The following is a 15,410-nucleotide window of genomic DNA, read 5'->3' as shown; positions in this document are numbered from 1 at the left end:
GGCACCTGGTCAATCCGTTTTTGTTCCGGCGACAACCGCGCGGTGACGGTTCAGCGCAGCCAGCAAAGGTGAACGGTTCACGCCGCTCGCCATGTGAACGCCGAATTCCTTGGGGCACTGCGTCGCCACGGCTTCGGCTTGCTCGCGCGTTGCCGTTTCCAGGAACACGCAGCCGCCGCTGCCGGAAAGCCTTGCCGCCCCGTGGCGACCCAGCCAGTCCAGCGCCGCCGCCACGCCGGGATGGCGCGCGCGCACCACCGGTGTGAAGGCGTTTTCCGTCGTTTCGCCCGAAACAAAGGACGAAATTGTCGCCGGGGGCGCATTTCGTGTCAATTCAGGCGCTTGAAACAGCGCCGCGGTGGGCACGTGCGCGTGCGGATCGAGCACCACGTAGTGCCGTCGCGGCAGCGCCAGCGGGCTGAGTCGTTCGCCTACGCCCTCGGCCCAGGCCGAACGGCCGCGCACGAACACCGGCACGTCGGCGCCCAGCCGCCGGCCCAGTTCGGCCAGCGCGTCCTCGTCCAGCCCGCAGCACCACAAGTGGTTCAGCGCCACCAGCACGGTGGCGGCGTCGGAGCTGCCGCCGCCAAGGCCGCCGCCCATCGGGATGCGCTTCCCGATTTCGATCTCGGCGCCCAGCGCGCTGCCCGATTGCTCCTGCAGCAGCCGTGCGGCGCGCACCACCAGATCCTCCTGCGCGGGCACGCCGGGCACCTCGGTGAGGCGGTGGATTTCGCCGTCCGCGCGCACGCGCAGGCGCAGTTCGTCGCCCCAGTCCAACAGACGGAACACGGTCTGCAGCTCGTGGTAACCGTCGGCGCGACGGTCGGTGATGCGCAGGAACAGGTTGAGCTTGGCCGGCGCCGGCCAGCGCGTCCAACCGGCAGGCGATGGCTGCAGGCGGCGTCGCATGAAGACCCGCAGATGCATCGGAAACCCGCGCTCGCGGTCGCTCCCGGCGTGCGCCGCCAGCGCCGGCGTGTAGTGCCCCGGATCGATGGCCACGAAGCCGTGGCGCGCGTAGAACGGCGCGTTCCACGGCACGTCGGCAAGCGTGCCCAGCACCACGGACGGATAGCCCGACTCGGCCGCCCAGGCGCACGCATGCTCCAGCAACGCTGCGCCGATGCCGCGCCGGCCGTGGCTGGGAAGCACGTCGATCTCGGCGATGCCGACCTCGCCGTCCTCGATCTCCACGCCCACGAAGCCCACGGCGCAGCCATCCTCGTCCAGCGCCACCCATACGCGGCCCGCGCTGATCGCTTCAGCCAGCGCCTGCGCATCCATGGCCGCGGCGGCATATGACGGCCACGCGGGATGGCCACGGAACAGCTCCTGCGCGGCGCGCTCGATGTCGCACAGCGTGTCGGCCTGGTCGAGGCGGGCGGGAACGATGGTGCAGCTCATGCGGGAGGCCCTGGCGGGCTGCGCAGTCTAGCGGATCGTCCAGTTCTCCACCGACAGCCGCACCTTGTACGGCGGCCGCGCGGCGAAGATCGTGGTGGGCAGCGCCGGCTGGCGCGCGGTATCCCAGGCGCGGTAATCCACCGTCCAGCCGTCCTGGGTGAGCAGCGAGGGCAACTGGTTGTCGCCGAACGCCAGCTCGGCCGGACCGCTGTCCGCGCGCAGTCCCAGCACCCAGGCGCGCAGATCGTGCAGCGGCACTTCCCAGCCCAGCGCGCGGCGCATCAAGGCCTCGGCATCGGTGCCCTGCAGCGGGCCGCCGTCCAACCCTTCGAGCAGGGCGCCATCGGGGCCGCCGCTGAGCTCGAAGCTGCGGCCGGTGATCGGCGTGCGGAACACGAAGCGGTAGCTGTCGCCGTCCTGGGTCCAGGTGAAACCGCCACTGCCGCCGGTGTGGCCGTCGGAGACGCCCAGCCGCCCTTCCAGCGTCCAGTGGTCGGTGTGCGCCAGCGCGTGTTCGCGCGCGACCTGCGCATTGAGCAGGCTGGCATCGCCCTTGATGCGCACGAGCTGCGGCGCGCAGGCGGCGAGCAGCAGCGGCAGCGCCGCCGCGAGGAGCCGGTGATGGGACTTCATGGATGGAGTCGCTTCAGCACGCCTTGCAGGCTGGCGTTGTGCGGATCGATCTTGTGCACCTCGTCGAATACGTGCCGCGCGTCCGCATGGTTGCCCTGCGCCCACAGCGCCTCGCCCAGATGCACGCCGACATCGGCATCCTTGCCCGCTTGCCACGCGCCGCGCAGCGCCTGCACCGCCTGGTCGAGATGGCCCAGCCGGTACTGCAGCCAGCCCCAGGAATCGGCGATCGCCGGATCATTCGGCCGCGCCGCGCGCGCTTTCGCGATCAGCTGCTCCGCCTCGGGCAGGTCGCGGTTCGCGTCGACCAGGGTGTAGCCCAGCGCGTTGCTGGCGTCGATGTCGTCGGGCTTGAGCTTGAGCAGGCTGCGGAAATCCTGCACCGCGAGATCGGTCTGGCCGGCCTCGGCGTAGGCCAGGCCGCGGCCGTACAGCAGGCCCGGGTCGTTCGGCACCACCTGCAGCGCGCGGGTGAATGCGTTGATCGCCTGCACGTAGTGCTGCTCGCGCATGTAGAGCTCGGCGTCGAGCTGCCAGGCCTGGCGCAGTTGGGCCGGCTGGTCGAGATAGTCCAGCTGCATCTGGCCCAGCAGTTCGTGCGCCGCGCCGCTCTTGCCCTGCGCCTGCAGCAGCACGGCGCTGCGCAGGTCGGCGTCGAAGGCATGCGGATCGTCGTCGCCGACCTGGCCGTACCAGGCCAGCGCCTCGGTCTCGTGGTGCTGCATCTCGGCCAGCTGGCCGAGCAGGAAGGCGTTCTGTTCGCGCACGTCCGGTGCGGCCTGCTGCAGCTGGCGATACAGCGCCGCCAGCGCCTTGGTGTCGTTGCTGCGCGCCGCCAGCGCGGCGCGCAGCTGGTAGGTGTCGGCGTCCTGCGGGCCGTGGTCGAGCAGCTTCGCGGCCGCCGCGTAATCGCCGGACGCGCTGAGCATGCTGGCGTAGACCAGGCGCAGGTGCACGTTGTCGGGCGCCTTGGCGATCGCCTGCTGCAGCAGCGCGCGCGCGCCCTTGGCGTCGCCGTTGCGCGCCTTCATTTGCGCCGCCCAGGCATACACCTCGGCGTTGTTGCGGAAGCGTGCCAGCGCGGCGTCCGCGATGTGCTGCGCGTAGGCATGGCGACCCAGCTTGTCACCCAGCTCGCTCATCGCCAGCCAGGCCTGCGGGTCGGCAGGCAGGCGCTGCGGCGTGGCCAGCCCCTCCAGCAGCTGCCCGGCCTGGGCCTGGTCGCGCGCGCCCAGCAACACCTGGCCGAATTGGCGCCAGGCGTTCTTGTCGTGGCTGCCGACGAGGATCTCCAGCTGGCGCCGCGCCTCGGCGGTGTCGCCGCGATTCAGCGCGAGCTGGGCCCGCGCCTGCGCCATCGCCGCGGGCTTCGCGCCCAGCGCCTGCCAGCGGTCCAGCGCACGTGCGGCGGCCGCATCATCGCGCGTCGCGATCGCCAGCATCGCGGCGCGCTCGGCCACCGCGGGATCGTCGCCCAGCACCATCGCCTTGCCGTAATGGACGGCGGCGGTCTTCAGATCACTGTGGCCCAGCGCCATTTCGCCGGCCAGCAACTGCGCGAGCAGGTCGTGATCCTCGTCCGGCGTCACCACCGTCATCCGCGCCAGCGGCTGGGCCGCGGCCGCCGCCGATTTGGCGGCCGGTTTCAGCGGCGCCTGGGCGCAGCCGACCAGCCCGAGCATCAGCGTCGCGGCTGCCGTAAAATGCCGCATCTGCTTGAATCCGCAACGCCTGCTTCGCACACTGACCACCGTCTGTCCGTCCGTCTGCCCAACACGCCACGACCGTGTCCGTATCCACGGCGCCTCGACGACAAGCTTAGCCTACGCCGCCAGACCCACGCCGGAAGATTCGCCACACCATGCCGCTGATCGCCCTCGGGCTCAACCACCTCACCGCGCCGGTCACCCTGCGCGAACAGGTGGCGTTCGACCCCGAAGCCACCGCCGCCGCCCTGCACGAACTGCAGCAGGAACCCGGCGTGGAAGAGGCGATGATCCTGTCCACCTGCAACCGCACCGAGCTGTACGTGGGCGTGGCCGCCGGCGCCGAGCAACTGCCGCTGGCGTGGCTGAGCCGCCACCATCGTCTGACTCCCGGCAAGCTGGACGAGTTCCTGTACCGCCACGACGAGCAGGACGCCGCGCGCCACCTTTTCCGCGTCGCAACCGGGCTGGATTCGATGGTGCTGGGCGAGCCGCAGATCCTCGGCCAGGTGAAGGACGCCTACCAGCTCGCGCGCGACGCGCACACGCTGAAGGCGCCACTGGACCGCTTGCTGCAGCACACCTTCGCGGTGGCCAAGCGGGTGCGCACGGAAACCCGTCTCGGCGCGCACACCGTGTCGGTGGCGTTCACCGCGGTGCGCCTCGCCGAGCAGGTGTTCGCCGACCTGCGCGAAGCCTGCGTGCTGCTGATCGGCGCCGGCGACACCATCGAACTGGCCGCGCGCCACCTCGCCGACAAGCAGGCGCGCCGGCTGATCGTGGCGAACCGCACGCTGGAGACCGCGCAAGACCTCGCTGGCCGCTACGGCGGCTACGCGATCGCGCTGGCCGACCTGCCGCAACACCTGGCCGAGGCCGACGTGGTGATCGCCTCCACCGCCGCGCGCCAGCCCGTCGTCACCCGCGCGATGGTCGAGCAGGCACTGGCCACGCGCCGGCGCAAGCCGATGTTCATGGTCGACATCGCGGTGCCGCGCGACATCGAACCCGCGGTGGCCGAGCTGCCCGACGTATACCTGTACGGCATCGACGACCTGCAGCAGGTGATCGACGACAACCGCCGCTCGCGCGCCGCCGCCGCGCGCGAGGCCGACGCGATCATCGACCTGCAGGTGGATCGCTACATGGCTTGGCGCCGCGCGCTCGGCCTGCGCAATCCCGCGCTGGACCTGCGCCAGCACGCCGAGGTCTATCGCGACGAGGTGCTGGAGAAGGCCCGCGCCATGCTCGCGCGCGGCAAGTCGCCCGACGAGGCGCTGGGCTTCCTCGCCCACACGCTCACGAACAAGTTGTTGCACCACCCCAGCGCGCGCCTGCGCGAAGCCGCGCTATCCGGCGACCTGGATCTGCTGCATGCGGCGGGGCGGTTGTACGACCTCGATCCGCAAGACCCTGACCTGTAGGAGCGCACCCTGCGCGCGAATGCCTTGCGCTTCGATCGAAGCCAGGAGCAATCGCGCACAGAGTGCGCTCCTACGCACGCAACCGACGACTCCATGACGCCATCCATCCGCCGCAAACTCGAAACCCTTGCCGAACGCCACGAGGAGGTCGGCCTGCTGCTGGCCCAGCCCGACGTGCTGGCCGACGGCACGCGCTTTCGCGAGCTGTCGCGCGAATATGCCCAGTTGGAACCGGTGGTGGCCGCGCTGCGCGAGCACGAAGGCGCCGTGCGCGAGCTGGCCGATGCGCGCGCGATGACCGACGACCCCGAACTCGCCGAGCTGGCCGCCGACGATATCGCACGGCTGGAAAGCCGCCTGACCGAACTCGACGGCGAGCTGCAGCTCCTGCTGCTGCCGAAGGACCCGCGTGACGAGGCCAACCTCTACCTCGAAGTGCGCGCCGGCACCGGCGGCGACGAGGCGGCGATCTTCGCGGGCGACCTGTTCCGCATGTACACGCGCTACGCCGAGCGGCGGCGCTGGCAAGTGGAGATCCTCAGCGCACACGAAGGCGAGCACGGCGGCTACAAGGAGATCGTGGCGCGCGTCGAGGGCCGCGGTGCTTATTCGCGTCTGAAGTTCGAATCCGGGACGCACCGCGTGCAACGCGTGCCGGAAACCGAGTCGCAGGGGCGCATCCACACCTCGGCCGCCACCGTGGCGATCCTGCCCGAGCTGGACGAAATCGAATCCATCGCGATCAACCCCGCCGACCTCAAGATCGACACCTTCCGCGCTTCGGGAGCGGGCGGCCAGCACGTCAACAAGACCGACTCGGCGATCCGCATCACGCATCTGCCCACGGGAACGGTGGTGGAGTGCCAGGACGAACGCAGCCAGCACAAGAACCGCGCCCGCGCGATGAGCCTGCTGCAGGCGCGCCTGCTGGACGAGGCGCAGGGCAAGCAAGCCGCGGCGCAGGCGCAGGAACGCCGCCTGCAGGTCGGCTCGGGCGATCGCAGCCAGCGCATCCGCACCTACAACTTCCCGCAGGGCCGCATCACCGACCACCGCGTCAACCTCACCCTGTACCGCCTGCCCGAGATCATGCAGGGCGACCTCGACGAGCTGATCGACACGCTCACCCGCGAGCACCAGGTCGACGAACTGAAGGCGCTCGCCTGAGGATGCCCTGATTGCCCCGGCGCAGGCGGCACCGGCCTGTCAGCCCTATCCCCGACGTTTGGCAACGCTGGCGAGCTCGGTTAGCGTGGCGCCATGGCCAGTACATCCTTCGCCGATGTCAACGCCGTACTGAACCGGCTGACGGTCCTGCTGCAGGACGGCGCCTTTGCCGACGCCGCGAATCTTGCCGCCGGCGCACGCCTGCAGTATCCCGTGGCGGCGGAACTGGTCCGCTTGCACGGCACCGCCCTCCTGCAACTGGGGCGCTTCAAGGAGGCGCAGATGGCCTTGGTCCGCGCGGCGGAACTGGCGCCCGAAAGCGTCGAGACGCAATGCAGCCTCGCCGCCATCGCGCTGTCCGGGGGGCGCGCCGACGACGCCATCGAGCGCATGCGTACCATGTTGCGCCACTCGCCGAACCATCCCGCGGCCCTGCAAATGCTCGGCAGCGCGCTGATGGCCGCCGCGCGCCACGGGGAAGCCCGCGAGGCATTCGCCCTGGCCTTGCAAGCCATGCCGCAGCATCCGGGCCTGTGCCTGGAACTCGCCGAGGCCGAACTGCAACTCGGCCACGCCAGGCAAGCGGAAGCAGGGGTGCGCGAAGCGCTGCAGCTCGCGCCCTCCTCCGATGCCGCCCACGCCCTGCTCGGGCAGGTGCTGCAGATGCAGGGCCGCTCCCGGGAAGCCCTCGACGCCTGGCTGCAGGCCGAACGACTCGACCCAGGCAACGCGCAATATCCCTGCGAGGCGGGCCGGATACTGGAGCGAATGGGCACGCTCGAAACCGCCGCCGATGCCTATGACCGCGCGCTGCGCCTGGACCCGAATTACATCCCGGCGCTGGGCCGGCTGGTGTTCCTGCGGCGCCGGTTGTGCGACTGGCGTGAACTGGACGCGTTGGCCGAACGCCTGCGGCAGGCAGCGGCCTCGGGCCATGCCATCCTCAACCCGTTCGCGCTGCTTGCCGAAGAGCTGGAACCGGCGGTGCAACTGCGCGCCGCCAAGGCTTGGGCAGCCACCGTCGATCAGCGGACTGCACCGCTGCGCTGGCAGCTCGATTTCACGCACCCCCGGCCCGCGCTGGACATGCCGATACGCGTGGGTTTCGTCGCCGACGGCTTCAACGAACACGCCACCGGCCTGCTGGTGGTCGCGCTGCTCGAAGCCTTGCCCGGCAAGCCGCTGGAACTCCACCTGTTCGCCACGACACCGGACGACGGCGGCACTACCCGCCGCCGGCTGGCCAGCGCCGCCCGCTTGCACGATGTCTCGGCGCTAGCTCCGGTGCAGACGGCACGGCGGATCCACGCGGCCGGCATCGAGATCCTGGTCGACCTCAACGGCCATGGCGGCAAGGATGACGGCGAGCTGATGGCGTTGCGCGCCGCGCCGGTACAGGTGAACTGGCTGGCCTGCCCCGGCACGTCGGGCGCGCCCTGGATGGATTACCTGCTGGCCGATGCCGTGATGCTGCCCGACAGCATGCGTCCCCACGTCCGCGAAAAGCTGCTGCGCCTGCCGCGCTGCTGCCAGCCCAGCGACGTCAGCCGCATCGTGCGGCATCCGCCCGGGCGTGCGGAATGCGGCCTGCCTGCACACGGCACCGTGTTCGCGTGCTTCAACGGCAGCCACAAGCTCAACGCGAACTCGTTCCAGCGGATGATGAAAATCCTGCAGCAGGTACCCGACAGCGTGCTGTGGCTGCGATCAGGCCCGGAAGGCGCGGACGATCGTCTGCGCGGCGCAGCAGCCGCCGCCGGCATCGCGCCGGAGCGGCTGGTCTTCCTGCCGCGCCTGCCGCACCTGGAGTACCTGGCACGCTACAACCACGCCGACCTGTTCCTGGACACGCTGCCCTGCAACGCGCACGCCAGCGCCTCCGATGCATTGTGGGCGGGTTGTCCGCTGCTCACCTGCCGCGGCCACGGCTTCCCCGGCCGGGTTGCCGCCAGCCTGCTCCATCACCTGGACATGCCGGAACTCGTCTGCGAGAACGAAGCCGCCTTCGTCGCCACCGCCGTGCTGTACGGCAACGATCGCGACGCGCTCGACATGCTGCGCCTGCGCCTCGCCATGCAGCGCGCGAACAATCCGCTGTTCGACATGCAAGGCTTCGCCGCCGACTTCCGCCGCATGCTCAAGGCCATCAGCGCCAGGTATCGCAGCGGGAGACCGGCTGCGGATCTGGATTTGTAGCCGATCAGTCGATGCGGAATCCGTGCAGCGACTGATCGGGCAGCGCCGCACGATCCACGGTCGCCACCCTCGCACCCGGCGGCCCCTGGCGCAACCAGTGCTCCAGCGCATCCAGCGCCTCCGCCGCACCGCAGGCGACCACTTCCACGCGCCCGTCCGGCAGGTTCTTCGCGCAACCGGCCACGCCCAGGCCCAGCGCCTGCTCGCGGGTACCGGCTCGGTAGCACACCCCCTGCACGCGGCCGCTGACGAGGAAGCGCGCCGTCGGCATCAGCGCTTGCCCTTGGTTATCGCCGCGTCGAGTTTCGCGGCATCGATCGGGCCGATGAAGTGCGTCGCCACCGTGCCGTCGGGGGCGATCAGGTAGGTGGTGGGCAGGCCGCGCGGCTCGTCGAAATCCTTCACCGGCTTGTCCAGCGTGACCTGGGCGACCGGGTACACCACCGGATGCTTGGCGAGGAAGGCCTTGATGTCGGCCGGCTCGCTGTCCTCGTAAGCCAGGCCGATCGCGCGCACGTCCTTGTGCGTGGCCACGTAGCGCGAGATGTCCGGCATCTCCTTGATGCACGGTACGCACCAGGTGGCCCAGAAGTTCACGATCACCCAGTGGCCGCGCTCGGCGGCGAGGTCGTACGGCTTGCCGTCCAGCGTGGTGATGTGGAGCGCGGGATGCGCGGGCATCGCGGCATGGGCGGGCGCGAGGCCGGCCAGCGCAAGCACGCACAGCCCCAACCATTTGCGGGCATTCATCGGGTGGTTTCCTCGGCAACGGGGGACGTGGCGGCAGGATAGGCCCGATCCAGCCGGGTGCCCAGCGTGCCATCCAGCATACCGGCGAGCGAGTCCAGCAAGGCGACCAGTTCATCCGGCAGGGACAAGCCCAGCGCCGCAGCCTCGCGCGCCGGGTCCAGCGGCAGGCGGTAGCCGCAGTGCGCGTACACGCGGCGCAGGTCGGTGCTGTCCAGGCTGCGCGCCAGCCGCCAGGCGCCCGCCTCGTCGCGCTGGACCAACCCGGCGCGGTGCAGGTCGTCGAAATACGCGGCGATCGCCAAGCTGTGCAGGCGCGGCTCGCACGCGCGCAGTGCCGCCGGATCCACGCTGCGGCCGGCGCGGTGCGCGTCCACGCAGTGCCGCAACACGACCAGCAAGCCGAGCAGCTCGCTGCCGGGCGGCAGCTTCTCGGCGGTCGGCTGGTATTCGAACGCGGACACGGCCGCCGCCACCGAGGCACCGAGGATCACGATGATCCACGACAGGTAGATCCACGCCAGGAAAATCGGGATCGCCGCCAGCGCGCCGTAGATCTGCTGATAGGCGTGGCCGCCATGCACGAACAGGCGGAATCCCCAGCGGGCAACCGCGAACAGCAGCGCCCCCAGCAAGGCGCCGATCGCCGCATTGCGGCGCGACACGTGCCGGTTCGGGATCAGCACGTACATCAGCCACAGCGTGACGAAGGTCACCATGGGCGGCACCAGTCGCAGCAGACGCTCGCCCAGCCCCAGCGACACTGCCGCTCCCTGCAGCAACGGCATGGCCGTGAGGTAGGAACTCACCGCGAGACCACCCACCACCAGCACCGGCCCCAGCGTCAACGCGGCCCAGTACAGCAGCAGCCGCGAGCTCCAGCGGCGCGGGGCCTGCACGCGCCAGATGCGGTTCAGCCTGTCCTCGATGCTCACCATCATCGAGATCGCGCTGAACAGCATCACCAGCAGGCTGATGCCGGTGAGCTGGCTGGCGTTGCTGGCAAAGCCCTGCATCGCCTGCTCGATGTGGTGGCCGGCCGCCGGCACGAAATGGTGGAACACGAAGTCGAGCAAGGTGTCGCGGGCGCCCTCGAACACCGGGAACGCCGAAAACATCGCCAGCGCCGCCACCATCAGGGGCACCAGCGACACCAGGGTGGTGTAGGACAGTGCACCGGCGGTCTCGAAGCACTTGTCGTCGACGAAGCGCTGCCACAGGAAGCGGCCGAAACTGCGCGTGCGATCGCGGTCGAAACGGAGTTTCATGAGCGGCTCGCCAGGCTCGCGGGGATCGCCCGTACACTAGCGCATTCACCGCCGGGCGCCCACACGCATGAACGACGTTCTCGTCCTCTACTACAGCCGCAACGGCCACACCGCGCAGCTGGCGCGGCTGATCGCCCGCGGCATCGAGGAGATCCCCGGCATGCGCGCGCGCCTGCGCCAGGTGCCGCCGGTGGCGCCGGTCACCGAGATCGCGCAACCGCCGGTGCCGGACGACGGCGCGCCCTACGTGATCAGGCAGGATCTTGCCGACTGCGTCGGCCTCGCGCTGGGCAGCCCCACCCGCTTCGGCAACATGGCCGCGCCACTCAAGCACTTCCTCGACGGCACCGGCGCCGAATGGGCGAGCGGCGCGCTGGTGGGCAAACCCGCCGCGCTGTTCACCTCCACCAGCACCATGCACGGCGGCCAGGAATCCACCCTGCTGACGATGGCACTGCCGCTGCTGCACCACGGCATGCTGATCGTGGGCATTCCGTACACCGAGCCCGCGCTCACCGCCACGCACAGCGGCGGCACGCCCTACGGCGCCAGCCACGTCGCCGGCGCCAAGGGCGAAAACGCGATCAGCGAGCACGAACGCGAACTGGCTCGCGCGCTGGGCCGCCGCCTCGCCGACGCCGCGCGCAAGCTGGCCGCCGCATGAGCCTGCCGATCGAACAAAAACTCGGCCTCGCCGCCTGGGCCGCGCTCGTCGCGCTGCAACTGGCCTGGCACGGCTGGCTGCTGCCGCCGCAGCGCATGCCGGTGGCGCTGGTGTTGGCGCTCACGCTGGTCCCGCTGCTGCTGCCGCTCGCCGCGCTGCGCCAGCCACGGCGCGCCTTGCTGTGGGTCGGCATCCTCGCGCTGTTCTACTTCTGCCATGGCGTGGCCGAAGCGTGGAGCGCGCCTCTCGAACGCGCGCTGGCGATCATCGAAATCGTGCTGACCCTGCTGCTGATCGCCACCCTGGGCGCAGGCGTGCGGCGCCCGCGCCGTTGATGCCGCCCCATCCACCAATCGATCGGGAGAACCGCATGTCCTCGCCACACGCACTGCTGAAGGCCGCCGAGATCGAGGCGATGACGCCGGTGGTCAGCACGCACAGCCTAAACGCCAACGCGGTGCGCCACTGCAAGTCGCTCGGCGATGCCACCGGGCTCACCGGATTCGGCTTCCATCGCATCGAGCTGATGCCCGGCCGCGACTCCAGCGAATACCACCGCCATCACTATGAGGAAGAATGCGTCTACGTGCTGGCCGGGCACGGGCAGGCGCTTATCGACGAACAGGCCCACGCCATCGGCCCGGGCGACTTCCTCGGCTTCGCACGCAACGGCCCGGCCCACGTGATCACCAACACCGGCGACGCCCCACTTGTGCTGCTGGTGGCGGGCCAGCGGCTCGAACAAGACATCTGCGATTACCCGCACCGCCGCAAGCGCCTGTACGTGCGCGGCGAGCAGGGCGACCTGGTGGACTTCGAAGCGATCGTGCCGGACTGACCGCCCCGCGCAAACCTGCAGCGCAAGATGTTTCGCCGGCACGGATCTCGACAACCGCCCTCCGCGACAGGACCATCCCGACACGAACAGGAAGTCGGAGGGAACCATGAAACACACTTGGCGGAACCTGGAGTGGTTGACCCGGTGGTTGCGTCGGCTGCTGTACCTCGGCGTTGTCATCGAACTGTTTTCGCTGGACAGCGCCATCCACCAGCGCAAGGTGTTTCGGCACCTGCTCGCGCAGGGCGTCGCCGTCGCCGAGAGCGCCAAGGCTGCGGACCACTCCGGTGCATGGGCCAGCGGGTTTGTCAGCTACCCCGTGATGATCGTGGCCTTGGCAACGCTCATCCTCGCCGCCGTGTGGATCTATCGCGCGGCCGCCAACATGCACGCAATCCATGCGACGGGCATGACGACCAGTCCCGGTTGGGCCGTGGGCTGGTATTTCATCCCTATCGCGAATTTCTGGAAGCCGTATCAGGCCATGCGGGAAATCCATCGGGCCAGCGCCGGAGCGCAGCAACAACAGACACAGGCCACTCCAATCCTGTTGCGCCTCTGGTGGCTGCTGTGGCTGCTGGGTTTCCTCATCCCGTGGTTCATCGGCACGTACGCCGGCATGACGGCACGCCATGGCAACGTGGCGGAAGGCTGGTTGCTGACCAATGCCGAGCAACTGGTGAGTTCGCTCATCGACATGCCGCTGAATCTGGCCTTTGCGCTGTTGATCGCCCGGATCTGGCAGATGCAGTCCATGCATGCCGCGCCTCCGTCAGCGCCAACGCTCACGACCGAAGTCGCCGGCTAAGGCCCGCGCAGGCTGCATCGGTTTCACGCAGGGGCCCGCTGCAGCCTGCCTATACTGCTGGCAGGCCATCCTTGGAGCCTCCCATGGAATTCCTGCAAGACGCCCCGCAACTGTCGCATCCCTGGCGCGGCGAACGCCTGCTGCACGCGCTGCTGGATCGCGCCCTGCCCGCCGCACGCCGCGCCGCGCTGGAGTCCGACCTCGACGCGCTGGGCGACTACGCACTGATGGCGTGGCAGCGCGCCGCCGTCACCACGCGGCGCAAGCCGGTGCTCACGCAATGGGACGCCTGGGGACGCCGCGTGGATCGCATCGAGCTGACCACGGCGTGGCAGGAAGGCTCCGACATCACCACGCGCCACGCCGTGCTCGCCAGCGGCCACGAGGCACACGAACACGCGCGGCTGGAGGAGTTCGCCCGCGTCTACCTCTACCACGTGGCCAGCGAGTTCTATACCTGTCCGCTGGCGATGACCGACGGCGCGGCGACGGCGCTGAAGGCTTCGGGCAATCGCGCACTGATCGAACGCGCGCTGCCGCACTTCCTCTCGCGCGACGCGGCCACGTTCTGGCTCAGCGGCCAATGGATGACCGAGACGCACGGCGGCTCGGACGTGGGCCATACCGAAACCGTGGCGCGACAGGATGCCGACGGCCAGTGGCGGCTGCACGGCCGCAAGTGGTTCAGCTCCGCCGTGGTGGGCGAGGCCGCGCTGGCGCTGGCGCGACCCGAGGGCGCGGGCCACGGTTCCGGTGCACTGGCGCTGTTCTACGTGGAGACCATGGACGGAGCGCAGCGCAAGCCGGAATTGGTGATCGACCGCCTCAAGGACAAGCTGGGCACGCAGGAACTGCCCACCGCCGAGATCCACCTCGACGGCCTGCTCGCCTGGCCGCTGGGCGAGTTGGCCAACGGCGTGCGCCAGGTGGCGCCGATGCTCAACGTCACCCGTACGTGGAACGCGGTCTGCGCCGTCGCCAGCATGGCGCGGGCGATCGCGCTGGCCCGCGACTATGCCGAACGACGGCAGGCCTTCGGCCGTCCGCTGGTCGAACAACCGCTGCACGCACAGACGCTGGCGGACATGCAGGCCGAGTTCGAGAGCGCGTTCGCGCTGGCCTTCGAGGTGGCGCAGTTGCTGGGCCGCGTGGAGCACGGCAGCGCGGCACCGCACGAGGCCGCGCTGCTGCGCCTGCTCACGCCGCTGGCGAAGCTGTGGACGGGCAAGCTGGCGGTGCGCCTCTGTTCCGAGGCGCTGGAATGCTTCGGCGGCCAAGGCTACATCGAGGACACCGGCCTGCCGCAGCTGCTGCGCGACGCGCAGGTGTACGCGATCTGGGAAGGCACCACCAACGTGCTGTCGCTGGACGCGCTGCGCGCACTCGCGGGCGATGGTCTCGGCGCGCTGCGCACGGTCGTCGCCGCTTGGCTGCAAGGCGGCGATCCGCACGCCGCCTTCGCGATCGACGCCGCGCTAGATGCCGCCGCCGGCCATCTCGATGCGCCATCCACGGATCGCGCCACGCTGGAAGCCGGTGCGCGCGGGCTGGCGCTCACACTCGCGCGCAGCGCGGCGGCGGCGTTGCTGGCGCGGCAAGCTGCATGGGCGCAGGCGCGCGGCGACACGCGTCCGGCGGCGGCGCTGCGCCGCTTCCTCGGCCACGGCCTGTTGCGGCTGGCCGACATCGACATGGATGACACGGGCCTGTTGCTGGGTTGAGCGCCACACGGACGCAACCCGCTAAAATGCGCGGACTCCCCTTGCGGCGCAGCGACCATGCAGCATCTCACCATCGTCACCACCGGCGGCACCATCGACAAGATCTACTTCGACGACAAGTCGGACTACAAGATCGGCGCGCCGCAGATCGGCGAGATCCTCGGCCAGCTCGGCGTGGCCTTCCAGTTCGACGTGATCCCGATCCTGCGCAAGGACAGCCTGCACGTCACCGACGAGGACCGCGCGCTGATCCGCTCCACCATCGAGGCGCAACCGCACCGCCACGTGCTGGTGACCCACGGCACCGACACCATGGTGGAAACCGCGAAGGTGCTGGCTACCATCCCCGGCAAGGTGATCGTGCTCACCGGCGCGCTGAACCCCGCGCGCTTCCAGGGTTCGGACGCGGTGTTCAACATCGGCTGCGCGGTGGCCGCGGTGCAGACCCTGCCCGACGGCGTCTACATCACCATGAACGGCCGCGTGTGGGATCCGGCCAAGGTGCGCAAGAACCGGGCGGAGAATCGGTTCGAGGAAGTGAAGAACTAGAACACCACGGGCCTTTGGAAGGTGTACTCTGACCCTTGTTTTTGCGGGACTTGAAGCATCACGGGTCTTGGAAAAGGTGCTCTAAGGATGGTCTGATCAATCACCGCCTCATGCTCTCGGCGCGTATTTGAGCCAGCGGCAGGCAAGATGCTCCCGCCCGCGAGCCCCATTCCATGTTCTTCGTGCCGCCGCCAGCCTTTTCAGGCCACGGCGGACGCAGCAACCCTATCTCGGTTGCAGCAGTATCCCGCGCGCCATCCATAGGTTGACCAGCGCAAACAG

At 69.7% G+C, this 15,410-nt stretch carries 15 protein-coding genes; 9 read left to right on the top strand and 6 right to left on the bottom strand.

The window, feature by feature from the left end; translation table 11 throughout:
* Nucleotides 1–9: 9 nt before the first annotated feature.
* The 3 genes from ispE to B0E52_RS02005 are packed head-to-tail and all read right to left on the bottom strand — an operon-like array spanning nucleotide 10 to nucleotide 3,752.
* Entirely contained in the window at nucleotides 10–1,407 is a 1,398-nt protein-coding gene (gene ispE / locus B0E52_RS02015) for a 4-(cytidine 5'-diphospho)-2-C-methyl-D-erythritol kinase (RefSeq protein ID WP_077481263.1), read from the bottom strand.
* Nucleotides 1,408–1,434: 27 nt separating this feature from the next.
* Nucleotides 1,435–2,040: a lipoprotein insertase outer membrane protein LolB gene (gene lolB, locus B0E52_RS02010; protein ID WP_077481261.1), complete on the bottom strand. Its 606-nt coding sequence runs from the start codon at nucleotides 2,038–2,040 to the stop codon at nucleotides 1,435–1,437.
* Nucleotides 2,037–3,752, bottom strand: a complete 1,716-nt coding sequence (locus tag B0E52_RS02005; protein WP_077481259.1) for a tetratricopeptide repeat protein — start codon at nucleotides 3,750–3,752, stop codon at nucleotides 2,037–2,039. Before B0E52_RS02005 ends, lolB begins: the two co-directional genes overlap by 4 nt.
* A 149-nt stretch (nucleotides 3,753–3,901) precedes the next feature.
* Between B0E52_RS02005 and hemA the strand changes: the two genes are divergently transcribed.
* From hemA to B0E52_RS01990, 3 genes are all read left to right on the top strand, one after another.
* Nucleotides 3,902–5,170, top strand: a complete 1,269-nt coding sequence (gene hemA, locus B0E52_RS02000; protein WP_077481257.1) for a glutamyl-tRNA reductase — start codon at nucleotides 3,902–3,904, stop codon at nucleotides 5,168–5,170.
* 93 nt (nucleotides 5,171–5,263) lie between these two features.
* Nucleotides 5,264–6,337, top strand: coding sequence for a peptide chain release factor 1 (gene prfA, locus B0E52_RS01995; protein WP_077481255.1), 1,074 nt, complete (start codon nucleotides 5,264–5,266; stop codon nucleotides 6,335–6,337).
* A gap of 93 nt (nucleotides 6,338–6,430) precedes the next feature.
* Nucleotides 6,431–8,533 (top strand): tetratricopeptide repeat protein, encoded by a 2,103-nt coding sequence (locus B0E52_RS01990; RefSeq protein WP_139351550.1) that lies wholly within the window; start codon nucleotides 6,431–6,433, stop codon nucleotides 8,531–8,533.
* Nucleotides 8,534–8,537: 4 nt separating this feature from the next.
* Here B0E52_RS01990 and B0E52_RS01985 read toward each other — a convergent pair whose 3' ends face one another.
* The 3 genes from B0E52_RS01985 to B0E52_RS01975 are packed head-to-tail and all read right to left on the bottom strand — an operon-like array spanning nucleotide 8,538 to nucleotide 10,548.
* Nucleotides 8,538–8,804 (bottom strand): acylphosphatase, encoded by a 267-nt coding sequence (locus B0E52_RS01985; RefSeq protein ID WP_077481253.1) that lies wholly within the window; start codon nucleotides 8,802–8,804, stop codon nucleotides 8,538–8,540.
* Nucleotides 8,804–9,283, bottom strand: coding sequence for a TlpA disulfide reductase family protein (locus tag B0E52_RS01980; RefSeq protein WP_077481251.1), 480 nt, complete (start codon nucleotides 9,281–9,283; stop codon nucleotides 8,804–8,806). The genes B0E52_RS01985 and B0E52_RS01980 overlap by 1 nt, the downstream gene beginning before the upstream one ends.
* A complete protein-coding gene (locus B0E52_RS01975) occupies nucleotides 9,280–10,548 on the bottom strand; it encodes a YihY family inner membrane protein (RefSeq protein WP_077481249.1) in 1,269 nt (422 codons plus the stop codon). Before B0E52_RS01975 ends, B0E52_RS01980 begins: the two co-directional genes overlap by 4 nt.
* Nucleotides 10,549–10,615: 67 nt before the next feature.
* On the opposite strand from B0E52_RS01975, the gene wrbA reads away from it, so the two are divergent.
* The 6 genes from wrbA (at nucleotide 10,616) to B0E52_RS01945 (ending at nucleotide 15,128) form a co-directional block, all read left to right on the top strand.
* A complete protein-coding gene (gene wrbA, locus B0E52_RS01970; RefSeq protein ID WP_077481247.1) occupies nucleotides 10,616–11,212 on the top strand; it encodes an NAD(P)H:quinone oxidoreductase in 597 nt (198 codons plus the stop codon).
* Complete coding sequence (locus tag B0E52_RS01965; protein WP_077481245.1) at nucleotides 11,209–11,547, top strand: DUF2069 domain-containing protein; 339 nt, start codon at nucleotides 11,209–11,211, stop codon at nucleotides 11,545–11,547. The genes wrbA and B0E52_RS01965 overlap by 4 nt, the downstream gene beginning before the upstream one ends.
* Nucleotides 11,548–11,582: 35 nt before the next feature.
* Nucleotides 11,583–12,050 (top strand): cupin domain-containing protein, encoded by a 468-nt coding sequence (locus tag B0E52_RS01960; protein WP_077481243.1) that lies wholly within the window; start codon nucleotides 11,583–11,585, stop codon nucleotides 12,048–12,050.
* Nucleotides 12,051–12,156: 106 nt separating this feature from the next.
* A complete protein-coding gene (locus B0E52_RS01955; RefSeq protein ID WP_077481241.1) occupies nucleotides 12,157–12,858 on the top strand; it encodes a DUF4328 domain-containing protein in 702 nt (233 codons plus the stop codon).
* An 83-nt stretch (nucleotides 12,859–12,941) separates the two neighbouring features.
* A complete protein-coding gene (locus B0E52_RS01950; RefSeq protein WP_077481239.1) occupies nucleotides 12,942–14,579 on the top strand; it encodes an acyl-CoA dehydrogenase family protein in 1,638 nt (545 codons plus the stop codon).
* Between the two features lie 57 nt (nucleotides 14,580–14,636).
* Entirely contained in the window at nucleotides 14,637–15,128 is a 492-nt protein-coding gene (locus B0E52_RS01945) for an asparaginase domain-containing protein (protein WP_077481237.1), read from the top strand.
* Nucleotides 15,129–15,410 lie beyond the last annotated feature (282 nt).

The sequence above is a fragment of the Rhodanobacter sp. C06 genome (assembly GCF_002001105.1).
GTDB lineage: Bacteria > Pseudomonadota > Gammaproteobacteria > Xanthomonadales > Rhodanobacteraceae > Rhodanobacter_A.
This window is presented reverse-complemented; position numbering and strand designations above follow the sequence as displayed.